The sequence below is a fragment of the Paenibacillus sp. FSL R7-0331 genome (assembly GCF_000758645.1).
Classification (GTDB): domain Bacteria; phylum Bacillota; class Bacilli; order Paenibacillales; family Paenibacillaceae; genus Paenibacillus_AQ; species Paenibacillus_AQ camerounensis.
The window spans coordinates 6,344,581-6,366,572 of the sequence record NZ_CP009284.1; the positions used below are offsets into that span (position 1 = coordinate 6,344,581).

General features: G+C 48.3%; 13 protein-coding genes and 1 riboswitch. Of the genes, 3 read left to right on the forward strand and 10 right to left on the reverse strand.

The annotated features are described in order from the left end of the window. Nucleotides 1-16: 16 nt before the first annotated feature. From R70331_RS27775 to R70331_RS27790, 4 genes are read right to left on the reverse strand one after another with little or no spacing between them, the layout of a single operon-like run. A complete protein-coding gene (locus R70331_RS27775; protein WP_042181166.1) occupies nt 17-1,366 on the reverse strand; it encodes a mannose-1-phosphate guanylyltransferase/mannose-6-phosphate isomerase in 1,350 nt (449 codons plus the stop codon). Further along, nucleotides 1,363-4,629, reverse strand: coding sequence for a glycosyltransferase (locus R70331_RS27780; protein ID WP_042181168.1), 3,267 nt, complete (start codon nt 4,627-4,629; stop codon nt 1,363-1,365). The genes R70331_RS27775 and R70331_RS27780 overlap by 4 nt, the downstream gene beginning before the upstream one ends. A 15-nt stretch (nt 4,630-4,644) precedes the next feature. Then, entirely contained in the window at nt 4,645-5,928 is a 1,284-nt protein-coding gene (locus R70331_RS27785; protein ID WP_042181170.1) for an ABC transporter ATP-binding protein, read from the reverse strand. Nucleotides 5,929-5,939: 11 nt separating this feature from the next. After that, nucleotides 5,940-6,722 (reverse strand): ABC transporter permease, encoded by a 783-nt coding sequence (locus R70331_RS27790; protein ID WP_197071373.1) that lies wholly within the window; start codon nt 6,720-6,722, stop codon nt 5,940-5,942. Between the two features lie 92 nt (nt 6,723-6,814). Here R70331_RS27790 and R70331_RS27795 point away from each other — a divergent pair, with 92 nt between their 5' ends. Continuing rightward, complete coding sequence (locus tag R70331_RS27795; protein WP_042181172.1) at nt 6,815-9,271, forward strand: O-antigen ligase family protein; 2,457 nt, start codon at nt 6,815-6,817, stop codon at nt 9,269-9,271. Between the two features lie 91 nt (nt 9,272-9,362). On the opposite strand, the gene galU is transcribed toward R70331_RS27795, so the two are convergent. The 5 genes from galU to uvrB form a co-directional block, all read right to left on the reverse strand. Next, nucleotides 9,363-10,253 carry a UTP--glucose-1-phosphate uridylyltransferase GalU gene (gene galU, locus R70331_RS27800; protein ID WP_042181175.1) on the reverse strand — a complete coding sequence of 297 codons (891 nt, stop codon included), beginning with the start codon at nt 10,251-10,253 and terminating at the stop codon, nt 9,363-9,365. Between the two features lie 215 nt (nt 10,254-10,468). Continuing rightward, nucleotides 10,469-12,988 carry a U32 family peptidase gene (locus R70331_RS27805; protein ID WP_042181178.1) on the reverse strand — a complete coding sequence of 840 codons (2,520 nt, stop codon included), beginning with the start codon at nt 12,986-12,988 and terminating at the stop codon, nt 10,469-10,471. A 240-nt stretch (nt 12,989-13,228) separates the two neighbouring features. Beyond that, nucleotides 13,229-13,438, reverse strand: coding sequence for a hypothetical protein (locus R70331_RS27810; protein ID WP_039877472.1), 210 nt, complete (start codon nt 13,436-13,438; stop codon nt 13,229-13,231). Between the two features lie 282 nt (nt 13,439-13,720). Continuing rightward, nucleotides 13,721-16,594: an excinuclease ABC subunit UvrA gene (uvrA, locus tag R70331_RS27815; protein WP_042181180.1), complete on the reverse strand. Its 2,874-nt coding sequence runs from the start codon at nt 16,592-16,594 to the stop codon at nt 13,721-13,723. Between the two features lie 419 nt (nt 16,595-17,013). Then, complete coding sequence (gene uvrB, locus R70331_RS27820; RefSeq protein WP_042181182.1) at nt 17,014-19,005, reverse strand: excinuclease ABC subunit UvrB; 1,992 nt, start codon at nt 19,003-19,005, stop codon at nt 17,014-17,016. A 179-nt stretch (nt 19,006-19,184) separates the two neighbouring features. On the opposite strand from uvrB, the gene R70331_RS27825 reads away from it, so the two are divergent. Together R70331_RS27825 and R70331_RS27830 are read left to right on the forward strand one after the other, a co-directional pair. Next, nucleotides 19,185-19,964 (forward strand): flagellar motor protein, encoded by a 780-nt coding sequence (locus R70331_RS27825; RefSeq protein WP_042181183.1) that lies wholly within the window; start codon nt 19,185-19,187, stop codon nt 19,962-19,964. After that, on the forward strand, nt 19,961-20,848 hold the full coding sequence (locus R70331_RS27830) for an OmpA/MotB family protein (protein WP_042181185.1): 888 nt from the start codon (nt 19,961-19,963) through the stop codon (nt 20,846-20,848). Before R70331_RS27825 ends, R70331_RS27830 begins: the two co-directional genes overlap by 4 nt. 470 nt (nt 20,849-21,318) lie before the next feature. On the opposite strand, the gene gcvH is transcribed toward R70331_RS27830, so the two are convergent. Continuing rightward, nucleotides 21,319-21,711, reverse strand: coding sequence for a glycine cleavage system protein GcvH (gene gcvH / locus R70331_RS27835; protein WP_042183354.1), 393 nt, complete (start codon nt 21,709-21,711; stop codon nt 21,319-21,321). Between the two features lie 181 nt (nt 21,712-21,892). Then, nucleotides 21,893-21,989: riboswitch (glycine riboswitch) on the forward strand. Nucleotides 21,990-21,992 lie beyond the last annotated feature (3 nt).

The window sequence follows — 21,992 nt, forward strand, 5'->3', positions numbered from 1 at the left end:
ATTAATTAGTCACCGTTTATCTAATCACGTCATCTTCTTTAACGTAATCTCCAACCTGCACTTCTATTAAACACAAATCTATCTTCCCAGGATTCTCAACCAGATGCTCCTCCCCCATCCGGATAAAAGTGGATTCATTTGTTCTTAGCAGCGTTTCAACTCCATTAATGGTTACTAATGCAGTTCCCCTTACTACAATCCAGTGTTCATTCCGGTGATAATGTCTCTGTGAGCTTAGTTTTCTCCCCGGTTTTACAATTACTTTTTTAATCTTGTAATTCTCAGTATAATCAAGTACCGTATGATGCCCCCATGGACGGTATGCAGTGACGTGATTATCACACAGTTCCGAATTCTGTTCCTTCAGCACCTCTACCACTGCTTTAACCTTTTGCGATGATCCCTGTTTTGATATTAATAAGGCGTCCGGGGTATCAATAATGATTAAATCCTCTACATCTATAGTCGCAATCAAACGTTCGTCAGAAATAACCAGATTGCGCTTGGAATCAACACCTATGACCTTTTCATTAGTTGTATTGTCGTCCTCATCGCGGGGTAATTCAGCATATAGTGCTTCGAAACTCCCTAAATCCGACCAGCCGATATCGGAAGGAATCATTTTTACGCTTGAGCTTCTCTCCATTACGGCGAAATCTATACTGTCAGATGGAATAGCCAACATATCCTCTTTCATGATTCTAACTATGCTATCCCGCTTTTTGGCGTGATTATAAGCATTTAAGGATTGCTCGTAAATTTCCGGGGCATGCTCCTTTAGCTCCCGCAAAAATAATCCTGCTTTAAAAAGAAACATCCCGCTGTTCCAATAGTAATTACCTCGTTTAATGTAATGTTCAGCCAGTATCTTGTCCGGCTTTTCCTTAAAGGAAATCACATCAAAACCACTGGATTCAATGTAGCCGAAGCCTGTCTCCGGATAACCAGGCGTAATCCCAAAGGTGACCATATAGTCCTGTTCAGCCAGTTGCTTAGCACTATTTATGCATTCAGTATAGTGACTGGTATTTTTAACAATATGATCCGAAGGAGTTACCAGCAACAACTCCTCCTCTTCCACTGCAAAGCATGCTAACGCAATTGCCGGTGCAGTATTCCTTCCCACAGGCTCTAACAAAAATTGGCCTGCTGTTATATTAATTTCTTCAAGATGATCAAGCGCCAAGAAATATTGTTCTTCATTAGAAACGATAATGGCTTGATCACAGAGCTCGCGGTTTCTTAATGCCGTCATTTGAAATAACGACTGATTAGAAATCAGCTTATTGAATTGTTTGGGATATAGCGTTCTCGATAACGGCCATAGTCGGGTTCCATTACCTCCGCATAGGATTACGTTTATCATTTTGGGTTCTCCTGGTTAGAAAAATCATAGGCTATAATTTTCCGTGCAGCTTCTACTGAGAAAAACTGATTAATATATTGTTGCGACGATTCAGAGTAGTTAAGCCACACCTCTTCATTCTCATACAACCTAATAACCGATGCAGCAAATGCATCTGCTTCATTCTCAATCGACATTACTCTTTCAGCCTGCTCTAAACCCTCTGCTCCAATTGAAGTAGTAACTATCGGAACCTGATAGTATAAAGCTTCTACAACTTTCCCTTTAACCCCAGCGCCATACCGCAAAGGAACTACTACAAGTCTGGAAACACTATAGTAATTCTCCAGTTCTTCATCTGTCACAAAGCCTGTTACGATAATTTTCTCTGTAGCCTTTGCCTTTAAATCTTCAGGAGGATTAGATCCAACAATATAAAGCTTAATATCAGAATCCCGCTCCTTGATAAGCGGAAACACCTCGTTCAAGAACCAAATGATGCCGTCGTAGTTAGGTGTATGGTTGAATCCGCCAACAAACAACAGATCTTTTCTTGCATCAAAACCATTAATTGCGGTTCGTTCGCTATATGAATCCCCGTAAGGAAACAATGGTATGTTTCTAACGGGCTTATCCGGGAATTCCTTCTGAAGAAGTTCCTGTTCGTAGGAGCCTACCACGTGAATTACATCAGCATCATTCATTAATCCGAACTCAATTTTCTTCCAATCCTCTGAAGACTTTATTAAACTCGGATTTTTAGTCAGCTCATAATTTCTCATTTCACGCAAATAATGCAAATCATGCCCGAAGTATACTATTTTAGCCCTGGTTAATTTTTTAAAATCACTGATATATTTAACGGAGATATGCGGACGGTTCAAATATACATAATCAATATAAGCACCATTAGCCCTAATCCATTTATTTATATTTTTGGCATAGTAATCACCGTAGAGCACTTCAATCCCCAGAGATTGCAGCTCAGACGTGTACGGCTCATGTCTAAAGTAGTTATCCCCGATAAAAATAACATGATAGCCTAATGATACAAAAAGCTTCAAATAGAAAAAGGTACAGCGTCCACCTGCATCTTTATCATAATGGGGGACATAGTGGTCTACTACGACAATTGTTTTTCGTTTTCCGCTTCGATCTCTCGCCCAAAAAACATGTTCAGCATTTGAATAATGATCTTTGCTCAACACAGCGCCCCACTTTTCCAGAAATTTCTCCTTATTCTTGACCTGATAGCTCTTAATACCGCTATTGGTATCTGTTCCATGAGAAATCCCTTCGAAATGAACCACTACGGATTTAGGCTGCAGTAATACTTTATAACCCCGTTGCCGGATTTCGAATGCAAGATCTGAGTCCTCGAAGTACGCTGGTACATACCTTTCATCAAACCCGCCCAATTCTTCCCATATAGAGGATCTGATGAGGATGGCCGCACCTGAAATGTAATCTACCTCTTTAACATAGTTATATTCAGGCTTCTCAGGATCATCTAGGCGGCCATAATTCCATCCGCTTGCATCATTCCATATAATCCCTCCGGCTTCTTGTAATCTCCCGTCCGGATAGACCAGTTTAGAGCCAACCATACCAATATTCTCATTAGTGTCGGCCAGCTCAACCAATGAGCTTAACCATTCTGGTTGCACACTGGTATCATTGTTCAGGAAAAATACATACTTCCCGCGGGCACGCTTGGCAGCATTATTGCAATTGAGCAGAAACCCCCTATTCACACCATCTCTGACCACCGTTATATTTTCTACATAATTCGCAATATTAACAGTCTCATCCGTAGACATGTCGTCCGCGATAATAACCTCATAGGAAACATCAGCCGTATTCTTCAATATAGATGTAAGGCAGGAATACGTGTAGTTCCACTGATTATATACAGGAATAATGATCGACACTTTCGGATTCTCATACTCATTGAATGTTAGCATTCCATATTCTTCAGCAGTATACAACTGGACTTCCAGATCTTTCTGCTCAACAGTGTTATGCCGCTCTACAAAAGTATCCAGCCGTCCTTCCAGACGATTGGCATCCTCTGTTTCAAGATAGTACTTAAATTTTCTCAGATTACCCTTATTCAGTTTAGAAAGCATTAGTCTGGGATGCTTTAGTGTCTTAACGGCCAATTTCCCAATAACCCTTCTCTTGCTGTCTAGAGGGATAATAGAATCTCTGAACCTGTAGTAGCTGCGTAAAAACTTCCATCCGGTGGAGGACTGTATGTTTTGAAGCTCGCGATCTTTTTGTAATAAAAGGTCGATATGTCCTCTTTTGTTGTTAAGTTCAACTTTCATGGCAGCAAGGTTGTCTGCAAGCTTTTGAATTTCTTCTGTACGCTTTGTAATTTCCGTTGCAGCTTCCTGTAACTTCCCCTCCACCAATGCCAATTGATTCTCTTTAGCAAGCACCCGGGCGCCAAGCTCTTTTATTTCGGAACAGGTAGTATCGCGAAGACTATTAATCTCATGATCCAGATTAACAATATGTTGATTTCGCTCCTCTACTTCATCCTGTAACGATAAAACTCTGGATATCACTTCATTATATTTACCGGTAAATACCCCCACTGAGGCTACAGGGGCTGCGTTCTCCGCAACATCCGAACAGAAGGCTATCATATATTTTTGGTATACTTCACTATCGGATACATTATTGCTCCCTACATAAAGCTCTCCCGCAGCATTTTCGGAATCGATCACACTGGCTACTTCAAACCGTTGCGAAGCTACATTCACTGTTTTATAAAAGGTTTGCAGCAACTGAATAAATTCTTCTTTATACAGCTCTTTTACATGGAAGGGATTGTTATACTGAGGCATATCCGAATAAAACTGTTTATTAGGCGTAGAGATAATTAATGTACCGCCACTGGCAAGCACTCTTGTTACTTCATGCATGAAATTCACTTGCATCTCTTCATTTACATGTTCAAGGGTCTCGAAAGAAACCACAATATCGAAAGAATCATTCTGAAAAGGCAATTGATCGATACTGCCTACAGAGTAATTCAAATTATCTTTGTTATATTTTAGTTGAGCATTCATTATAGATTCTGAACTTATATCCAGTCCCTCAACGGAAGCTGCCCCTTTGGATAGCAAATAGGAACCATACCCTTCTCCGCAGGCTGCATCCAAAACCCGCTTGCCCTTAACGAAATCCTGCAGGATTTCATATCGCTGAATATGTTCTATCTCTAATTCCTTATCCGTCACGCCCGGAATAAAGCGTTCACCGGTAAAATCCAATTCAATCGCCGCCCTCTATTTTAAAGATGAAAATGCAACATCACTTAAATGAACTATACCACTTAACTCTTCGTAGCCGAGAGGAAGAACCTGAAGCACCAATGCGTCATGAACCCAGCTATGCTGACGGTGGTCTTCTTGAGTGCCGGACGCAATAGCCGGAGAAATCGTATATTGTCCGTGATTCAGATTGGGAAAACGAAAATCAAAGCTGAACACATTATTTTTGTCAGGATTAAGTGTTGCCAGGTCACTCCCTAGCACATAGCTGTTAGTCTGGCTAATGATCGTCCCTAAACGATCCTTTATAGAAAAGCCAATAATCGGATTCTCCAGTTTTTGCAGTACATCAATCTTCATTAGAAGCTTTAGTTCCTGATTTCCTTCAACTACGCTTGTCTTCTCTCCAGAAATCGAATCAAGCAAGGATATCCCGGTAATCATCGCCTTGTCATCACCCATAACATCCAGCTCATCATTCAGAGAATCAATCTCATCTTCAATTCCAACAGCAGCGCTTCCAATCGATTCAATCTGCTCTTTGAAATTAATTTTCCTGAAATCCGCGCCAATCATAAAGGCCTGATACTTTTTGGAAATCATTTTCGGATCTCCATCTTCAAGTAAAACCCCTTCATTAATCCACAGAACCCTATCACAATATTTATTAATTACTGATAAATCATGAGTGACAAACAATACTGTTTTCGTCTTTTTCAGCTCATCTATTTTGCGGTAGCATTTCTGCTGAAATCTTAAATCACCAACGCTCAATGCTTCATCAATGATTAGAATATCCGGTTCAACATTAATGGCCACAGCAAATGCAAGCCGAACAAACATCCCGCTTGAGTAGGACTTGACAGGTTGATATATAAATTCACCAATATCAGCAAAAGCCAAAATACTGTCAACCTTCTCGCTCATCTCGGAATGGGAATACCCCATAATCGTCCCATTTAAATAAATGTTTTCCATACCAGTAAGATCAGGATTAAACCCGGCCCCCAGTTCAAGCAAAGCAGAAATTTTACCAGATACTTCAATGTGTCCCGAAGTCGGGGTAAGAACACCCGTCAAGATTTTTAGCAAAGTAGACTTACCTGAGCCATTCTTTCCGATGATCCCCAAACACTCTCCGGTTTGTACATTAAATGAAATAAGATCCAGCGCTTTAAAGTCTTTGTGGTATTTCTTTTTGGAAAAGCTAAGCGTCTCTTTAAGCCGGTCCGTCTGCTTGTTATAAAGTTTATATATTTTAGTGAGGTCTTTCACCTCAATAGCATTCATTTGTCCCATACTAATCTCCCTTACATTACGTCTGCAAAATGCGGCTTTAACTTTCGATAAAGGAAATAACCTGTAAACAATAATATAAGCGTTACTATCCAGAAATACACGGTAAGCTTCATATCCTGCCAAAACCACTGGCGATAAATAAACGTTCTTCTATATCCATCAGTAATATAGTACATTGGATTTATTTTCAATAAAAATCTGAATCGTTCAGGTATCGTATTTATGGAATAAAATATAGGCGTTAACCAAAAACCGAATTGAACAAACATGATGACTATTTGTGCCGTATCCTTAAAGAAAAGCACAACCGAGCTAGTTATCCATGAGATACCTAATACAAGAAGAATACTGGATAATAAATAGTAAAACACCTGCAAATAATACCAGGAGAATCCGTATCCGTATATAAAGAACATGGCAAACAAAAAAACTATAAAGAAAAGATGCACAAATAACGCTGAATATATTTTTATAACGGGTAAGATTTCTAATTTAAATACCACTTTTTTCACTAAAAAATTATTTTCAATTACTGAATTTGTGGAAGTCTGAACAGCATCTGCAAAAAAATTCCATGGTATAATGGCACAGGCCAACCACAGGATAAAGGGAGCATCATCTATGGGGGTATTTCTAAAGCCCACTTGAAAAACAAACCAAAACAATAATAATGAAATTAACGGTTGAATAAAGGCCCATACTACACCCAGATAGGAGCCAAGGTATCTTTTTTTAAAATCACTCTTTGATAATTCGATAATTAATTTGTTTGTTTTTTTCAATCTTGATATCATACTGTCCCTCTTGTTCATTTCATATTTAGTAGTAATGGAAGTTAGCATTATGCTAAAATATTGTCGTACCTACAGGAAAAGGAGATTAAAACGTGTCGAAACCAGTATACGGTAAAAATGCAGCTCAGTCGAGAAATGTTGAAAAGATATCCAGCCCGGTATGGGCATTGGTTGTTGCTTTTATCCTGTTTTTGATCTGGACCCCATTCCAGGTCGGCTTGTTTAACGGACAGCAATTAGACTTCGAAAAACCGATCTACATATCCTCACTGCTCAGTAGTCTGTTACTACTGATCTGGATGGGCTTGTACTTCACTAAGTTCAAGCTGGAGGAGCAGCGCGACCTGCTTGTTGTTGCATCTTTACTACTGCCTGTCACATACGCTTTGTCGCTTTTTGGCGCGGCTTCGCATTATATGGCGATGAATCTGCTGCTCATTCAGAGCATGTACATTGCAATATTTATTATAGCTCTATATCTCATCAAGCAAAAGCAACTAAATGTTGTCATACAGAATGCGGTTCTTGCCATTTCCTATTTTATTGTCATGTTTGGTCTGATTAACTGGCTTGGCGGCGCGAAATTTGCCGGAGGTCTGGTCGGATGGTTCTCGAACACGGTTCGCGGTGGTAAATATTTGGATGCCGTTATGACTGACTCTAACGGTCTGCGTTTAACCTCCATTTTCCAATATGCGAATACGTATGCAGCCTTCCTGATGGCCTTCCTGTTCGTAGCTGTATTCGCCCTGATCCGCTCCAAAAAGTGGTATGGCACACTAACCCACGGGTTCATGCTAGTACCGATTATCGTATCGCTGCTGCTTACCCTATCCCGCGGCGGACTTGTTATGCTGCCTGTCGTATTTATCCTGCTGCTGATTCTGCTAAAACCGGCCCAGCAGATTCTCTGGATTATTCATCTGGCGATTGCCGGCATTTCTGCGCTGGCAGTAACGAACCCGCTGACCACTCTCGGAATCGAGCTGAATACGGCTTTCACTTCCGGGGCTGCCTTTAAAGGCTGGGCTTACCTGATTGTTACTTCTATTATAGTAGCAGGGCTCGGATGGGTTATACAGCGTTATGTAGCACCTTGGCTGGAGAACAAGCTAGGAGCTTGGGGATCGCGTAAAGGAACCGGTCTCTGGTTACCGCTCGGCTCGCTCGTTCTGGTGGGGATTGTTGCTTTCCTGCTGATCGGGACAAGCGTCCGCAGCATTCTGCCGGCTAACATTGAAACCAGGCTGGAGAACATTAACTTTAAGCAGCATAGTGTACTGGAACGGTTCACTTTTTATAAGGATGCCATGAAGGTCGTTAAAGACTACCCTATTCTAGGAGCTGGCGGCGGCGGCTGGGCGTCTCTTTATGAGCAGTATCAGAACAACCCGTATATAAGCCGTCAGGTACACAACTTCTTCCTGCAGTATCTGATTGAGGTTGGAATTATCGGATTTATCGTGTTTGTTGGCTTTATCGGATATGTGTTCTACAAATACATCCGCGGATACCTAAAGCGTGATAAAGACGATTTTGCCAACGGTTACTTCTACTACATCATTGCACTGTCCATTCTGGTTCACAGCTTGCTGGATTTCAACTTAAGTTATGCATTTATGGGCATCTTGGTCTTTCTGGGCCTTGCCGGCATGGGAGCCTCAATGGATAGCAAGGCACTGCGCCGTAACTGGAATAAGGCTGGACTGCGGATAGGTTATCTGGTTGCGGTTGGCGTAGGGACTGTCTTCCTTCTGTTCCTTTCCATTAATTATCTGAGCTCCAGCACTTCCGCAATGAATGCCAAGAATCTCGTCGGCGTCAGCCAATCTTATGAAGAAATCAAAGCACCGCTGGTGAAGGCTCTGGACAAACGCCCGTACCATCCGGAATCGGTCATTTACCTGTCCTCAATGGATCAGCAGGTCTACAACCAGACCCAGGATACCCAGTATCTTGATGAGGCATATAACCTTGTAACCCGGGCGCTGGAAGATGAGCCTTATAATAAAGACCTGCTCAAGCAGCTTGCCGGTATTTACGATCTGAAGGGACAAGGCGATCTCGCCTTGGCTGTATACCGGGATAATGCTTATAAATTCAACTGGGATATTGACTGGTATGCTTCCATTATCAGCCGTTCCTTCTCCTTGGGCTACACTGCTCTTGAGCAGAAGGATGATACCAAGAAACAAGAGTATATTACCACCGGTCTTGAGGCTTACAAACAGGTGGTTGAAGGAATAGAACACTTAAAAACACTGCCGCCTGAACAGCAGCAGGGACGTCCCTTCTCCGTTACGCCTGGCATTGCACTTAATACCGGTAAGCTGCAGCTGATGTCTGGAGACAATGAGCTAGCGGCGGCCACACTCAAATCCGGTCTTAGCGAAGATTACACAGATACTACTAACCGCGAAATTGCCCGGTGGTACCTGGCTGTGCTGAAGCGCAGCGGCGGACAAGACCAGGCTGTCTATGATCTGCTGGTTGCTGCTGATGGAGCGGAAGCAGCGGCGGTTGATGCAATTGCTGCAATGCAATTCTAATATGAACATAAAAAAAGGGGCAAGGCTGCTAAATACAGCTTGTCCCTTTTTGATGTGAATCGCAGGCTAGTTACATAATCATGTGATTACTTTACAACTGCCCCGCCTTCGCTGCCTCACTGTTGATAACCTCTTTAAGATAATCCAGCAACCCTTCCTTTAGCTCCTCATGCTGCATTGCATAATGAATGGTCGTCTGGATAAAGCCCATTTTCTCGCCGACATCATGGCGTCTGCCCACAAAGTCATAAGCTATAATCCGCTCAACTTCGCTCAGTCGTGCAATTGCATCTGTCAGCTGAATTTCTCCGCCTACTCCAACCTGCTGTTCGCCAAGCATATCAAAAATCCGCGGGGTTAGAATGTAACGTCCCAGAATAGCCAGGTTGGACGGAGCATCTTCACGCTTCGGCTTCTCCACCAGCCTGTTGGCTTTGTAGACCCGGTCTGCCAGCTCAGTGCCGTCTACGAGCCCGTAACGGGATACTTCTTCCCAAGGCACAGGCTGCACTCCGACAATGGAGGACTTGTATTCTTCGTAGACTTCGATCATCTGCTTCAGGCACGGCTTCTCTGCCTCGACGATATCGTCACCAAGCAATACTGCAAACGGCTCATTGCCGATAAATTTACGGGCGCACCAGATGGCATGCCCCAAGCCGCGCGGCTCCTTTTGACGGATATAATGGATGTCAGCCATCTCAGAGGATTTGCGTACAGACTCCAGCAGCTCCCACTTCTGCTTCTCAGCAAGGTTGAATTCCAGCTCAAATGAATTGTCAAAGTGGTCCTCAATCGCCCGTTTTCCCTTACCGGTAACGATGATGATATCTTCAATGCCGGAAGCTACAGCTTCTTCGACAATATATTGAATCGTCGGCTTGTCTACAATAGGCAGCATTTCTTTGGGCATTGCTTTGGTAGCAGGCAGGAAGCGTGTACCCAGACCAGCCGCAGGAATAATCGCTTTACGGATTTTCATGACATAGCTCCTTCTGATTTCGGTTCTTTTGAAATGGCCCAAATTTAGGCGAAACTGGGCATAATAAATTCAATTATAGCAGTTAACAAGGTATTTTGGCAGTTAAATTGTTATATGTTAGGAACAGATACTGTATATGCTAAAATAGCCAGGGCGTACTCAAGTTCAGCATATAATGCTTCTGAGTGACCCTGGCTTTATATAATAATCCGGACTTACTTAGCGTTAACCAGCTGTCCGCGTGTTACACCAAGCTGATTAGTTGCCTTAAGGCTCTTCCAAACCTGGGTACCGGAGATTTCACCGCGCAGGGCACGTGTGTAAAGGCTGATGACCTCTGCCACCTGCTCCGGCGTTTCTTCCAGGAACTCCACCCGGAAGGAGGATACGCCCAGGTCACGGAAATTGTTCAGGTATTCTGCACCGGACTGTTCCACCGCATTATATACAGTGTTACGGCAGCCTTCGTCTACACGGACAGGATGAGACATGCCGATCCGGTCCTGCAGAGAGGCACGCTGCTCTTCGCAGGGACGGCCGCAGTTCGTGTAGTTCGTACCTTCACTCATGAAGGTGCAGTACACACAGTGCTCGGTGTGGAACATCGGCAGATGCTGGTGAATCACGACCTCCATACGTGAGGTGTCACTCCGTCCGAGCAGATCAACCATCTGCTGAATGTTCAAGTCATAGGATGGCGTTACTGCATCCAGGCCTGATTCCAGGAACAGGTCAACTGCTTTGTGGTTAGCGATGTTCAGTGAGAAGTCGCCGATCAGGCGCGGATGCTGTGCATCCGGGTGCTCCATCCGGTGCTTGAGGTAGTAATACAGAGCGCCGGTGTTGCGCACCAGTACTGCATCCGGCTGCAGGCGCAGAATGTTGGCATGATAGCCGTTCTCGCCCGGCATATGGATGCGCGGCGTAGCCAGCGCAATGCTGGCGCCCGCAGCCCGTACAGCATCTACCGCTGCCGGGAACTGCTTGATGAACTCAAAGTCGGCGTAAATGTTCGTTACGCCCGCTTCGAGCGCAGCCTGTACCTGCGGCAGGCTGCGGCACAGCGCGGTAAGCTCCGCTTCACCGCGCACCCCCGCGCCGTCCCTGCGGGCAGCGTCGCCGTACACCTCTACCGCCCGTTTCACGTAGACGGGCGGCTTCGGGCGCTCGCCGGCAAGCAGCTCCACCGCCTGGCGGCGGATGCTGTTCAGCTCGCGCATAGGCACGATCACGTCGCCTTCCAGCTGCGACCGAAGCGCCTCAAGCTGGAACACGGTCCCGCCAAGGCGGCCGAATTGTTCTTCCAGCAGGGCGGTATCCATCGGGCGCTTCTGCGCGGTTTCCAGCAGCAGCTCCGAATTCACTTGGACCGTGACGTTCTTCTGAACGTCGGTCCACCAGGTGGCCAGCGGCTCTCCGGCGCGGCCTTCGACCTTCACCTGGACCGGGAAGACACGATACGGCTTCTCGGTCTCATAGGATTGGCGCAGCGATTTGTCTAGCGCCGGGTCATTCGTCTTCCAGATGCGGTCACCGACATGCAGTCTGCGCAGATCCACGTCGTTACGGCCGGGCACGATGTCAACGATCCAGCCTTCGCCGGCTTCGCCTTCCAGCTTCACGCCTTTGCGGCGCAGGTCATAGACACGGCCGCCCTCTTCTTTCTTCGTCGGATCTCCGGCGTCGAACACAATCCCGTCCCCGCGCTTAAGCGGAGCATGAATACGGCAGACTACGCCATCCCGCAGAATCTGCTCGACAGTGCCCATATACACGCCGCGGCTTTTTGGAAAGGTTCCGTCCACCAGTTTCTTGTTATTCGTTCCTTCAAGGAAGCCATGCGTAAAGCCGCGCGAAAAGCTCTGCTGCAGCTCACGCATATCCTCCTTGGAAGTAGGCGACCAGTTCCCGTCAAAATAACGGTCAATCGCTTTGCGGTATTTACTGACCACGTTCGCCACGTATTCCGGAGTCTTGAGCCGGCCTTCGATTTTAAAGGAGGTTACGCCTGCCTCAATCAGCTCAGGCATCAGGTCGATCGCCGCCAGGTCCTTCGGGGACAGCAGATACGTCACATCACCCATCGGTTGAATAACACCATCTACCATCAGATCATAAGGAAGACGGCAAGCCTGGGCACATTCACCGCGGTTCGCGGACCGGCCGCCCCACATTTCCGAGGTCAGGCACTGACCCGAATAGGAAACACACAGCGCACCATGCACAAACACCTCCATTGGCAGCCGGGCCTGATCACCGATCGTCTTGATCTGCTTCAGGTTATTTTCACGCCCGAGTACGACACGTTCCATACCCCAAGGCTTGGTAAACTCCACCGCTTCGGGCGAAGTAATCGTCATTTGCGTTGAGCCGTGAATCGGGAAGTCAGGGGAGATTTCACGAATCATCCGCACCAGCCCCAAATCCTGGACAATTACCGCATCCACACCTGCATCAATACAAGCATCGATCAGTTCCTTGGCATCTGCCAGCTCATTCTCAAACACCAGTATATTAAACGTCAAAAAGCCCTTCACTCCATAGCTATGAAGAAAAGCCATAATCTCCGGCAGCTCGTCCATGCGGAAGTTGTTGGCTCTCGCCCGCGCATTAAACTTTTCTACGCCAAAAAAGACCGCATCCGCACCGTTCGCCACTGCTGCACGCATACACTCCCAGTCACCGGCCGGAGCCAGCAGCTCCACGTCTTCTCTGCGTATTCCTTGCTCGTTCATTTATATCCTCCCAAACCGCCGCTTGGCGGGCCATTTCCAAACCTTTAACTTATTAATTGTATCAAATATCACAGCTATCCGCTATCGGTTTGCCAACATTTATCTATAATAATTACAATTATGCATGCTGCCGCCCATATGAAAAAGACGCCTTTATCCACGCCGGCAGCGTTAAAAGGAGTCTTTCGGGCTTTAACATCATCTGCAGTTAGCCTAACGCAAGATATTCCGCCGTTCTTCTCAGCTCAACCAATTCATAACCATCGCATAATCCGAAACAAGAAAGACGAGCAGACTGACTACGCCAAAAGCAATGGCAAACTTGTTCTTCTGCGGAGCACGGAGCAGCCGGATGACGCCGATAAAGATCAGCACGGTGAAAGCAATCATAAAGAGGTCAAAGGTATGAAAGGTAGACGTTTCTTGTACAGCAGCCTCTGCCAGCAGCATGGCATTACCTCCCAAAAAGGATTGACAAGCAGGTTCATCTCATTCATATCTACCTTTATGTTATCGTTACCATTAGAGCAGTGCAATAGGAATTCTTCAAAAACCGCTGTAATTGTTGTAAAAAATTTTTATCCTTGTGTATCACTAGCTAATAAATGTGATTTTTAAAGTTGACGTACTGCTGCACATGCAAAAAGAGCGCCGCAAACGGATACCCGCCTGCAGCGCTCTAAATCACAGCTTGTCTTAACTATCCCGTAAAAGAAACCTGCTGCTTCACTCTTATACCGTCTCCGGCGTCTGCAGCTCCAGTGCCTTTGTCCGCTCAGTATCGCGGATCAGGATCGGCTTCAGATATCTGCCGGTGTACGATTCCTCAACTGTAATTAACTTCTCCGGCGTTCCGGTAGCAAGAACCGTACCGCCGCCGCTGCCGCCTTCAGGTCCCATATCGATGAGGTAATCCGCAGTTTTGATGACATCGAGATTATGCTCAATGACCAGAACAGATTCGCCGGAATCCACCAGACGGTGCAGCACCTCCAGCAGGCGGCCGATATCGTCCACATGCAGCCCTGTAGTAGGCTCATCCAGAATATAGAGCGTCTTGCCGGTGCTGCGGCGGTACAGCTCGGAGGCCAGCTTCACGCGCTGGGCTTCACCGCCTGACAGTGTTGTTCCCGGCTGTCCGATGTTGATGTAACCGAGGCCGACATCCAGCAGCGTCTGCATCTTGCGGTGAATTTTCGGAATGTTTTTGAAGAACTCGGTTGCGTCCTCCACAGTCATTTCCAGCACATCGGCAATACTCTTGCCTTTATATTTGACCTCCAGTGTCTCCCGGTTGTACCGCTTGCCCTTACATACTTCACAAGGCACATATACATCCGGCAGGAAGTGCATCTCAATCTTGATAATTCCGTCCCCGCGGCAAGCCTCACAGCGTCCGCCCTTTACATTGAAGCTGAACCGGCCCTTCTGGAAGCCGCGCACCTTAGCCTCATTGGTCTTCGAGAACAGGTCACGGATATCATCGAATACGCCGGTATAGGTTGCCGGGTTCGAACGCGGAGTTCGGCCGATCGGCGACTGGTCGATCTCGATAACCTTGTCCAGGTTCTCAAGGCCCCGGATTTCCTTATGCAGACCCGGACGCACCTTAACGGCTCTGTTCAGCTGGCGGGCCAGGCTCTTATAGAGAATCTCATTAACCAGCGAGGACTTGCCTGAGCCCGAGACACCAGTTACTGCTGTAAAGACACCCAGCGGGATCTTCACGTTAACGTTCTTAAGATTATTCTCTTTGGCTCCGCGGATTTCAATCCAGCGGTCATCGGTTGCCCGCCGCTTGGAGGTTACCGGAATGAACTTACGTCCGCTGAGGTACTCCCCGGTCAGTGACTTCGGATCATCCATGATCTCCTGCGGCGTACCCTGGGCAATTACGCTTCCCCCATGGATACCCGCACCCGGGCCGATGTCGATGATATAATCAGCAGCCATCATCGTATCCTCGTCATGCTCAACTACAATCAGTGTGTTGCCAAGATCGCGCATATGGGCCAATGTTGAGATCAGCCGGTCATTATCCCGCTGATGCAGCCCGATACTCGGCTCATCCAGAATGTAAAGGACCCCCATTAGGCTGGAGCCGATCTGCGTCGCCAGTCTGATACGCTGTGCTTCGCCCCCGGAGAGTGACCCCGCCGCACGGCTAAGCGTCAGATAGTTCAGTCCGACGTTAACCAGGAAGCCGAGCCGGCTGCTGATTTCCTTCAGGATCAGATTGGCGATGGCTGTTTCTTTTTCATTCAGCACGAGATTTACGAAGAACTCCTGGCAGTCCCCAATGGACAGGTCTGTAACATCCGCTACGTTCCTGTCGTTAATGGTAACAGCAAGAATTTCCTTCTTCAGCCGTTTGCCTTTGCACACATGACAAGGCTTAGCGCTCATGAAGCCTTCAATGAATTCACGGATTCCTTCCGAGGCTGTGTCCCGGTATCGACGTTCCAGGTTAGGAATAATCCCTTCGAAAGCCACTAGTGCATCCTTCTTCTGTCCAAAATCATTCTCATAGCGGAAGCGGATCTTCTCGCTGCCTGTTCCGTACAGCAGCTTGTTCATCTGATCCGGTGACAGCGTGCTTACCGGCACATTCTGCGGAATCTTGAAATGCTCACAGACCGATTTCAGAAACTGCGGATAGTAGTTGGAGGTACTGCCTGTCCAGGCCAGAAAAGCCCCGTCCTCCACCGACTTCTCAGAGTCGGGAATCAGCAGTTCCGGATCGACAACCATGTTCACCCCGAGGCCGTCACATTCCGGGCAGGCCCCGAAAGGGCTGTTGAAGGAGAACATCCGCGGCGCCAGCTCCTCAATACTGAAGCCGCACACCGGGCAGGCAAAGTTCGAGCTGAACAGCAGCTCCTCCTGACCGATAATATCCACCAGAATCTGGCCGCCGGACAGCTTAAGTGCTGTTTCCAGCGAGTCAGTCAGCCGGGTCTGCACATCGTCCTTGATGACAATCCGGTCCACTACAACTTCAATAGTGTGCTTCTTGTTTTTTTCCAGCTCAATCTCTTCCGTTACCTCACGCAGCTCTCCATCCACACGCACACGGACGAAGCCCTGCTTGGAGATGTCGCTGAACAGACCTTTGTGCTCGCCCTTGCGGCCGGAAATAACCGGTGCGAGAATCTGCAGCCGGGTCTTCTCGGGATACTGCATAATCCGGTCAACCATCTGTTCAACGGTCTGTGAGGTTATCTCAATGCCGTGGTCCGGACAGTGCGGATGGCCGATCCGGGCAAATAACAGACGCAGGTAGTCATAAATCTCCGTTACCGTACCTACCGTCGAGCGCGGATTGCGGCTCGTAGTCTTCTGGTCAATAGAAATTGCCGGGGATAAACCGTCGATGGAATCAACATCCGGCTTCTCCATCTGGCCAAGGAACTGGCGGGCATAGGCGGAAAGGGATTCCACATAACGCCGTTGTCCTTCGGCATAGATCGTATCGAACGCCAGCGAAGATTTGCCGGAGCCGCTAAGTCCCGTCAGCACAACGAAGCGGTCCCGCGGGATCGTTACGTCGATGTTCTTGAGATTATGCGCTCGCGCGCCTTTGATTACTATACTTTCGTTCGCCAACGGTAAAACCTCCAATTTCAAATACGGAAATATTTTGGGAAAACATTTTCGCCCCCTCCCAAACCCTCCCTTTGCCAAGGGAGGGCCCCAAGGGTTGTACCCTCTGGACACCCGCAAGGGTTGGCGAAGGAGCTGGGTTGGTCGGACTCAGTTACTTGGGTGTTGGGATCGCTTGTCCCTGCGGGACCGCTTGAACTTTTGGCGCTCCGGGGGCTGTTCCTGCGGAATGCGCCAACTGCAGGGCTGTCCCTTCGGGATGCGCAAGTGCCTCAACTACAAAGCTGTTCCTTCGGAATGCGCAAAGAGCATTAACTGCAGGCTGTCCCTTCGGGATGCGCAAGACCTAAAGTATTATGATGTCTGCTTATCTAAAAAGAACGGCCGGAAAAGAGCCGTTCTGTTAAATTCCTGTTGTGACCTTACTCGGCCCGCAGCTCCAATAAAGCGTCTCGAAGCTCAGCGGCACGCTCGAATTGCAGGTTCTTGGCGGCGTCCTTCATCTCGGCCTCCAGACGCTGCATCAGGCTCTGCTTGTCTTTCTTATTCAGCTTGCCGCCAGCACCAGTGAGATAATCGGCTTTGGACTCGGCCACCTTAGTGGCTTCGATGATTTCGCGGATCTTCTTGTTGATTGTCGTCGGTGTAATCCCGTGCTGCTCGTTATAAGCAATCTGAATCGCCCGGCGGCGTTCGGTTTCGCTAATCGCCTTCTCCATTGAGTCGGTAATCCGGTCGCCATACATGATGACCCGTCCTTCTGAGTTACGGGCGGCACGTCCGATCGTCTGGATCAGTGAGCGCTCAGAACGCAGGAAGCCCTCCTTGTCAGCATCCAGTATAGTAACCAGAGATACTTCTGGAAGATCAAGACCCTCTCTTAACAAGTTAATACCCACAAGGACATGGAACGTACCGAGCCGGAGATCCCGCAGAATCGCCATCCGCTCAAGCGTCTTGATATCAGAGTGCATATAACGGACCTTGATGCCGATTTCTTTAAAGTAATCCGTCAGATCCTCTGACATTTTCTTGGTCAGTGTGGTCACCAATACCCGTTCGTCCCGTGCTACACGTTCACGGATCTCATTAATCAGATCATCAATCTGCCCTTCTGTCGGGCGCACCTCGATAATCGGATCAAGCAGGCCGGTAGGCCGGATGATCTGCTGCACCATTGTTTCGCAGTGCTCCATCTCGTAGGGTCCCGGTGTCGCTGAGACATAGACAATCTGGTTCACCTTGTCTTCGAACTCCTCGAACTGCAGCGGACGGTTATCCAGTGCAGACGGGAGGCGGAAGCCGTGCTCAACCAGCACCGTCTTGCGCGCCCGGTCACCGTTATACATGGCCCGGATCTGAGGCAGCGTAACATGCGACTCGTCGATGACAATCAGCATGTCATCCGGGAAGTAATCCATCAGCGTGTAAGGAGTAGCCCCGGGCTCCCGGAAGGTCAGCGGTCCGGAATAGTTCTCGATCCCCGAACAGAAGCCGACCTCCTTCATCATCTCGATATCATAGCGTGTCCGCTGCTCCAGGCGCTGTGCCTCGAGCAGCTTGCCTGCATCACGCAGAACGGCCAGCCGCTCCTCAAGCTCACGTTCAATATTGACTACTGCGACTCGCATGGTCTCTTCCTGGGTAACAAAGTGAGAGGCCGGAAAAATCGCAATATGATCGCGCTCGCCGATCAGCTCTCCGGTCAGCACATCAATTTCTGTAATCCGCTCAATCTCATCACCGAACAGTTCAACCCGGATGGCGTGCTCCCCCTGGGAGGCCGGGAAGATTTCGACCACATCACCGCGTACACGGAAGGTACCCCGCACAAAGTTAAGATCATTGCGCTGATACTGGATATCCACCAGCCGGCTCAGAATCTGATTGCGCGGCTTCTCCATTCCGACACGTAAAGAGAGCAAGAGGCTACCGTATTCCTGCGGCGATCCGAGACCATAAATACACGATACGCTCGCCACAATAATAACATCACGCCGTTCAAACAGTGAGCTCGTTGCCGAGTGGCGCAGCTTATCTATCTCTTCATTAATGCTGGAATCTTTCTCGATGTAAGTGTCGGAGGAGGGAATGTAGGCTTCAGGCTGATAGTAATCGTAGTAACTGACGAAGTAATCGACGGAATTGCTTGGAAAAAACTCCTTGAACTCACTGGCCAGCTGTGCAGCAAGCGTCTTGTTGTGCGCAATAACCAGTGTAGGACGGTTAAGCTTGGATATCATTTGTGCAATGGTAAAGGTCTTGCCTGTACCCGTTGCTCCCAGCAGCGTCTGGTGTCTCTTACCCTGCCGGATGCCGTTCAATAATTCTTCTATGGCATGAGGCTGATCGCCCTGGGGTGTATACTCGGACTCCAGTTTAAAAGTCTGCGTACTGACGACAATATCACTCATTTGCCCGTCTCCCCTCTATCGTCTAAAATATATTAATATACCACTAATTGTGGTCTGAATGCGCTGATCCCATACGGTATAAAAAATATGGAAGATAAGAATGCGTGTTCCCGTTTATTATACAGTGTTGCCTACATGGATGCAAACCATAATATATAGAAATCTAAGGAGACTGGTCTATGGATATCACCTCAATTATCGGCCTCCTGACCGGGCTGGCCGCGCTTATCGGCGGTTTTTTCCGGGAAGGCGGCACGCTGCCGGGACTGCTTCAGCCAAACGCCGCCCTTATTGTATTCGGAGGCACGCTCGCTGCGGTGCTGATTAGCTTCCCCGCTTCCAAGCTGCGCTCTGTACCCGCTGCGCTGCGCCTTGCTTTTGGCAGACAGCCTGACACAGATTTGGATAAAGCCCAGGAACTGATCTCGATGGCGGCTATTACGCGCAGAGGCGGTGTGCTTGCACTGGAAAAGCAGGCAGAGGAGCATCCCGACCCTTTTACCCGTGAAGGGCTGCTGCTCATCGTCGACGGTACTGATCCGGACCAGGTACGCCAGATTCTGGAGCTGGATATGGATGCCAAAGAACTGAAATATGAAGGCTATGCCAAAATTTTCGAGGCTGCCGGAGGATACGCCCCGACCATGGGGATTATCGGAACCGTCATGGGACTTATTCATGTGCTCAGTAATCTTTCTGATCCGTCAGGCCTTGGTTCATCCATTGCTGTCGCCTTTACCGCGACCTTGTATGGTGTAGCCAGCGCCAATCTAATCTTTTTACCCATCGCCTCCAAAATCAAATCCCGTGCACAGACTGAGCTAAGCAGCATGGAGATGCTGCTGGTCGGCATACTGTCCCTGCAGAACGGGGATCCTCCGCATCTGGTGCGCAAGAAGCTGAGCTCTTTTATCGCTGATTCACCGGATATAGAGAGATCCTTCAGAGGCCTGTCATGAAGCAACGGACCCGGCGCAGCCGCAAGAGTGATGGACAGCACGAGCCCCGGGACCGCTGGATGATTACCTATGCGGATCTGATTACGCTGCTGCTGATTTTTTTCGTCGTCATGTATGCGATGAGCAGTCTCGATACCGAGAAGTACAGGATAGTAACGGGCTCCCTGTCTGAAACGTTCCGTAGCGGGAACCCTGTGCTGGATGGGGGAAGCGGTGTTCTGGATGGAGAGAACGGAATTCAAGCCCCCCCTGCTGCCGGAGGGCAAAACGGAGGAAGCAGCACGGGCGGGACCGATGATTCCGTAAACGGCGGAACAGGCAATGCAGGCAGCGGCTCCGGCGGAACACCAGCCGCAGAAGAACAGGACGGGAATGAGCCGCCGTCTGCGCGCGAGCTCGCTTTCCGCGAACAGGAAGCCAAGCTTAACGCCCTTATGAACGTAATCACAGCTTATGTTGAGGACAATAATCTCGGCGGCCAGATCTTTGTGGCGGACAAGCCGCAGGGTATTGCCATTACGCTCAGCGACCGCTTTTTGTTCGATGTCGGCCGGGCAGAGCTGAAGCCGCCTGCTTTTCCGGCACTCCGCCAGCTATCCGGGTTATTCAGCGGCATAGGCGCATCGATCAGCATCGAAGGCCACACCGATAATACCCCCGTATCTGCCGGCTCACAGTATAATGACAACTGGGATCTGTCGGGGGCACGCGCACTCTCGGTTTTACGCTTTTTTCTGGACAGTGAGGGGCTGGACCCGGGAACCTTCCAGTATGCGGGTTATGCCGACACCCGGCCCGCTTACGACAATACTACCGCTGAGGGACGCCAGAGAAACCGCCGGGTTGAGCTGATTGTGCTCCGGCAGCTGCAGGAAGAGGAATAACGGATTCGTCTCAGCCAAGAAATCAGCAGAATGTAAGACTGCCAAACTTTGCTGACAGGGAGCCTGAATTCAGATGAGTCCATCCTCCCCTGGCGAGATAAGATTTTTTCTGTGTATAGGTATGTCTGCAGTGCTGCTGTTTCCGTTCTACCCTATCTTTCTCTACCGTTTTGTGTTGCGCGTCAACGCACCTCCAAAGCGTACTATCAGGCTCCTTCTTCTCCTGATTTCATTTGCACTAATTGGCATGGGGCTATTGTGCTTGTTATGGCGGATCGTCCCGCAGCTTTACCCGGAGATTAACAAATCCCCCAACTTTTATTAAGGATAGTTTAAGAGGCATCAGAAAAAGACGGACTCCGCGCAGCATGATGTAAGCCGCATACGGAATCCGCCTCTATATTACACAGGTACCCCTACCTTGGCGAAGGCAGGAGTGCCTGTTTTCATTTGCACAAATTGTCCAGCTGTTATTCCCCGATTAATTCACGGTAAGCAGCCGCATCCAGCAGTCCGGCAACAGCCTCGCTGTACTCCCCGTCAAGCTCAAGCTCAAAGATCCAGCCGCCGCTGTAAGGCTCGTCATTAAGCAGCTCCGGGCTGGCCTCCAGCGCATCATTAATCCGGGTCACCTTTCCCGAGACGGGTGAATATAATTCGGAAACTGTCTTTACAGACTCAATGCTGCCTACGCTGTCCCCGGCGGAAATAGCAGCTCCTACCTCAGGAAACTCTACAAACACGATGTCCCCGAGCAGATGCTGGGCATGATCCGTAATCCCGACCCGCACTACGCGTCCTTCACCCTGCTGAGCCCATTCATGCTCTTCACTGTACCGCAGGTTGTCTAACACTTCACTCATTTCAAGCGCCTCATTTCCGAATTTGGTGTTGTAAATGTAGTTATAGACTAAGATATCGGCTTGCGCAATGTCAATATAACTGACAGGAAATTTAATTTTGTCATCTTTTTGACGTTTTTTTGTTGACGCGGGGTCCAATACCCGGTTTAATGGAGACATCAGAACATCATATGGTTTGCGAATGATGGCATAGGGAGAGACTGTCTCCTGAAGACAGCGCCGAAGGAGTAAGCCCGCGAGCGGGTGAATCTCTCAGGCAAAAGGACCTTTGCCGGACGCAT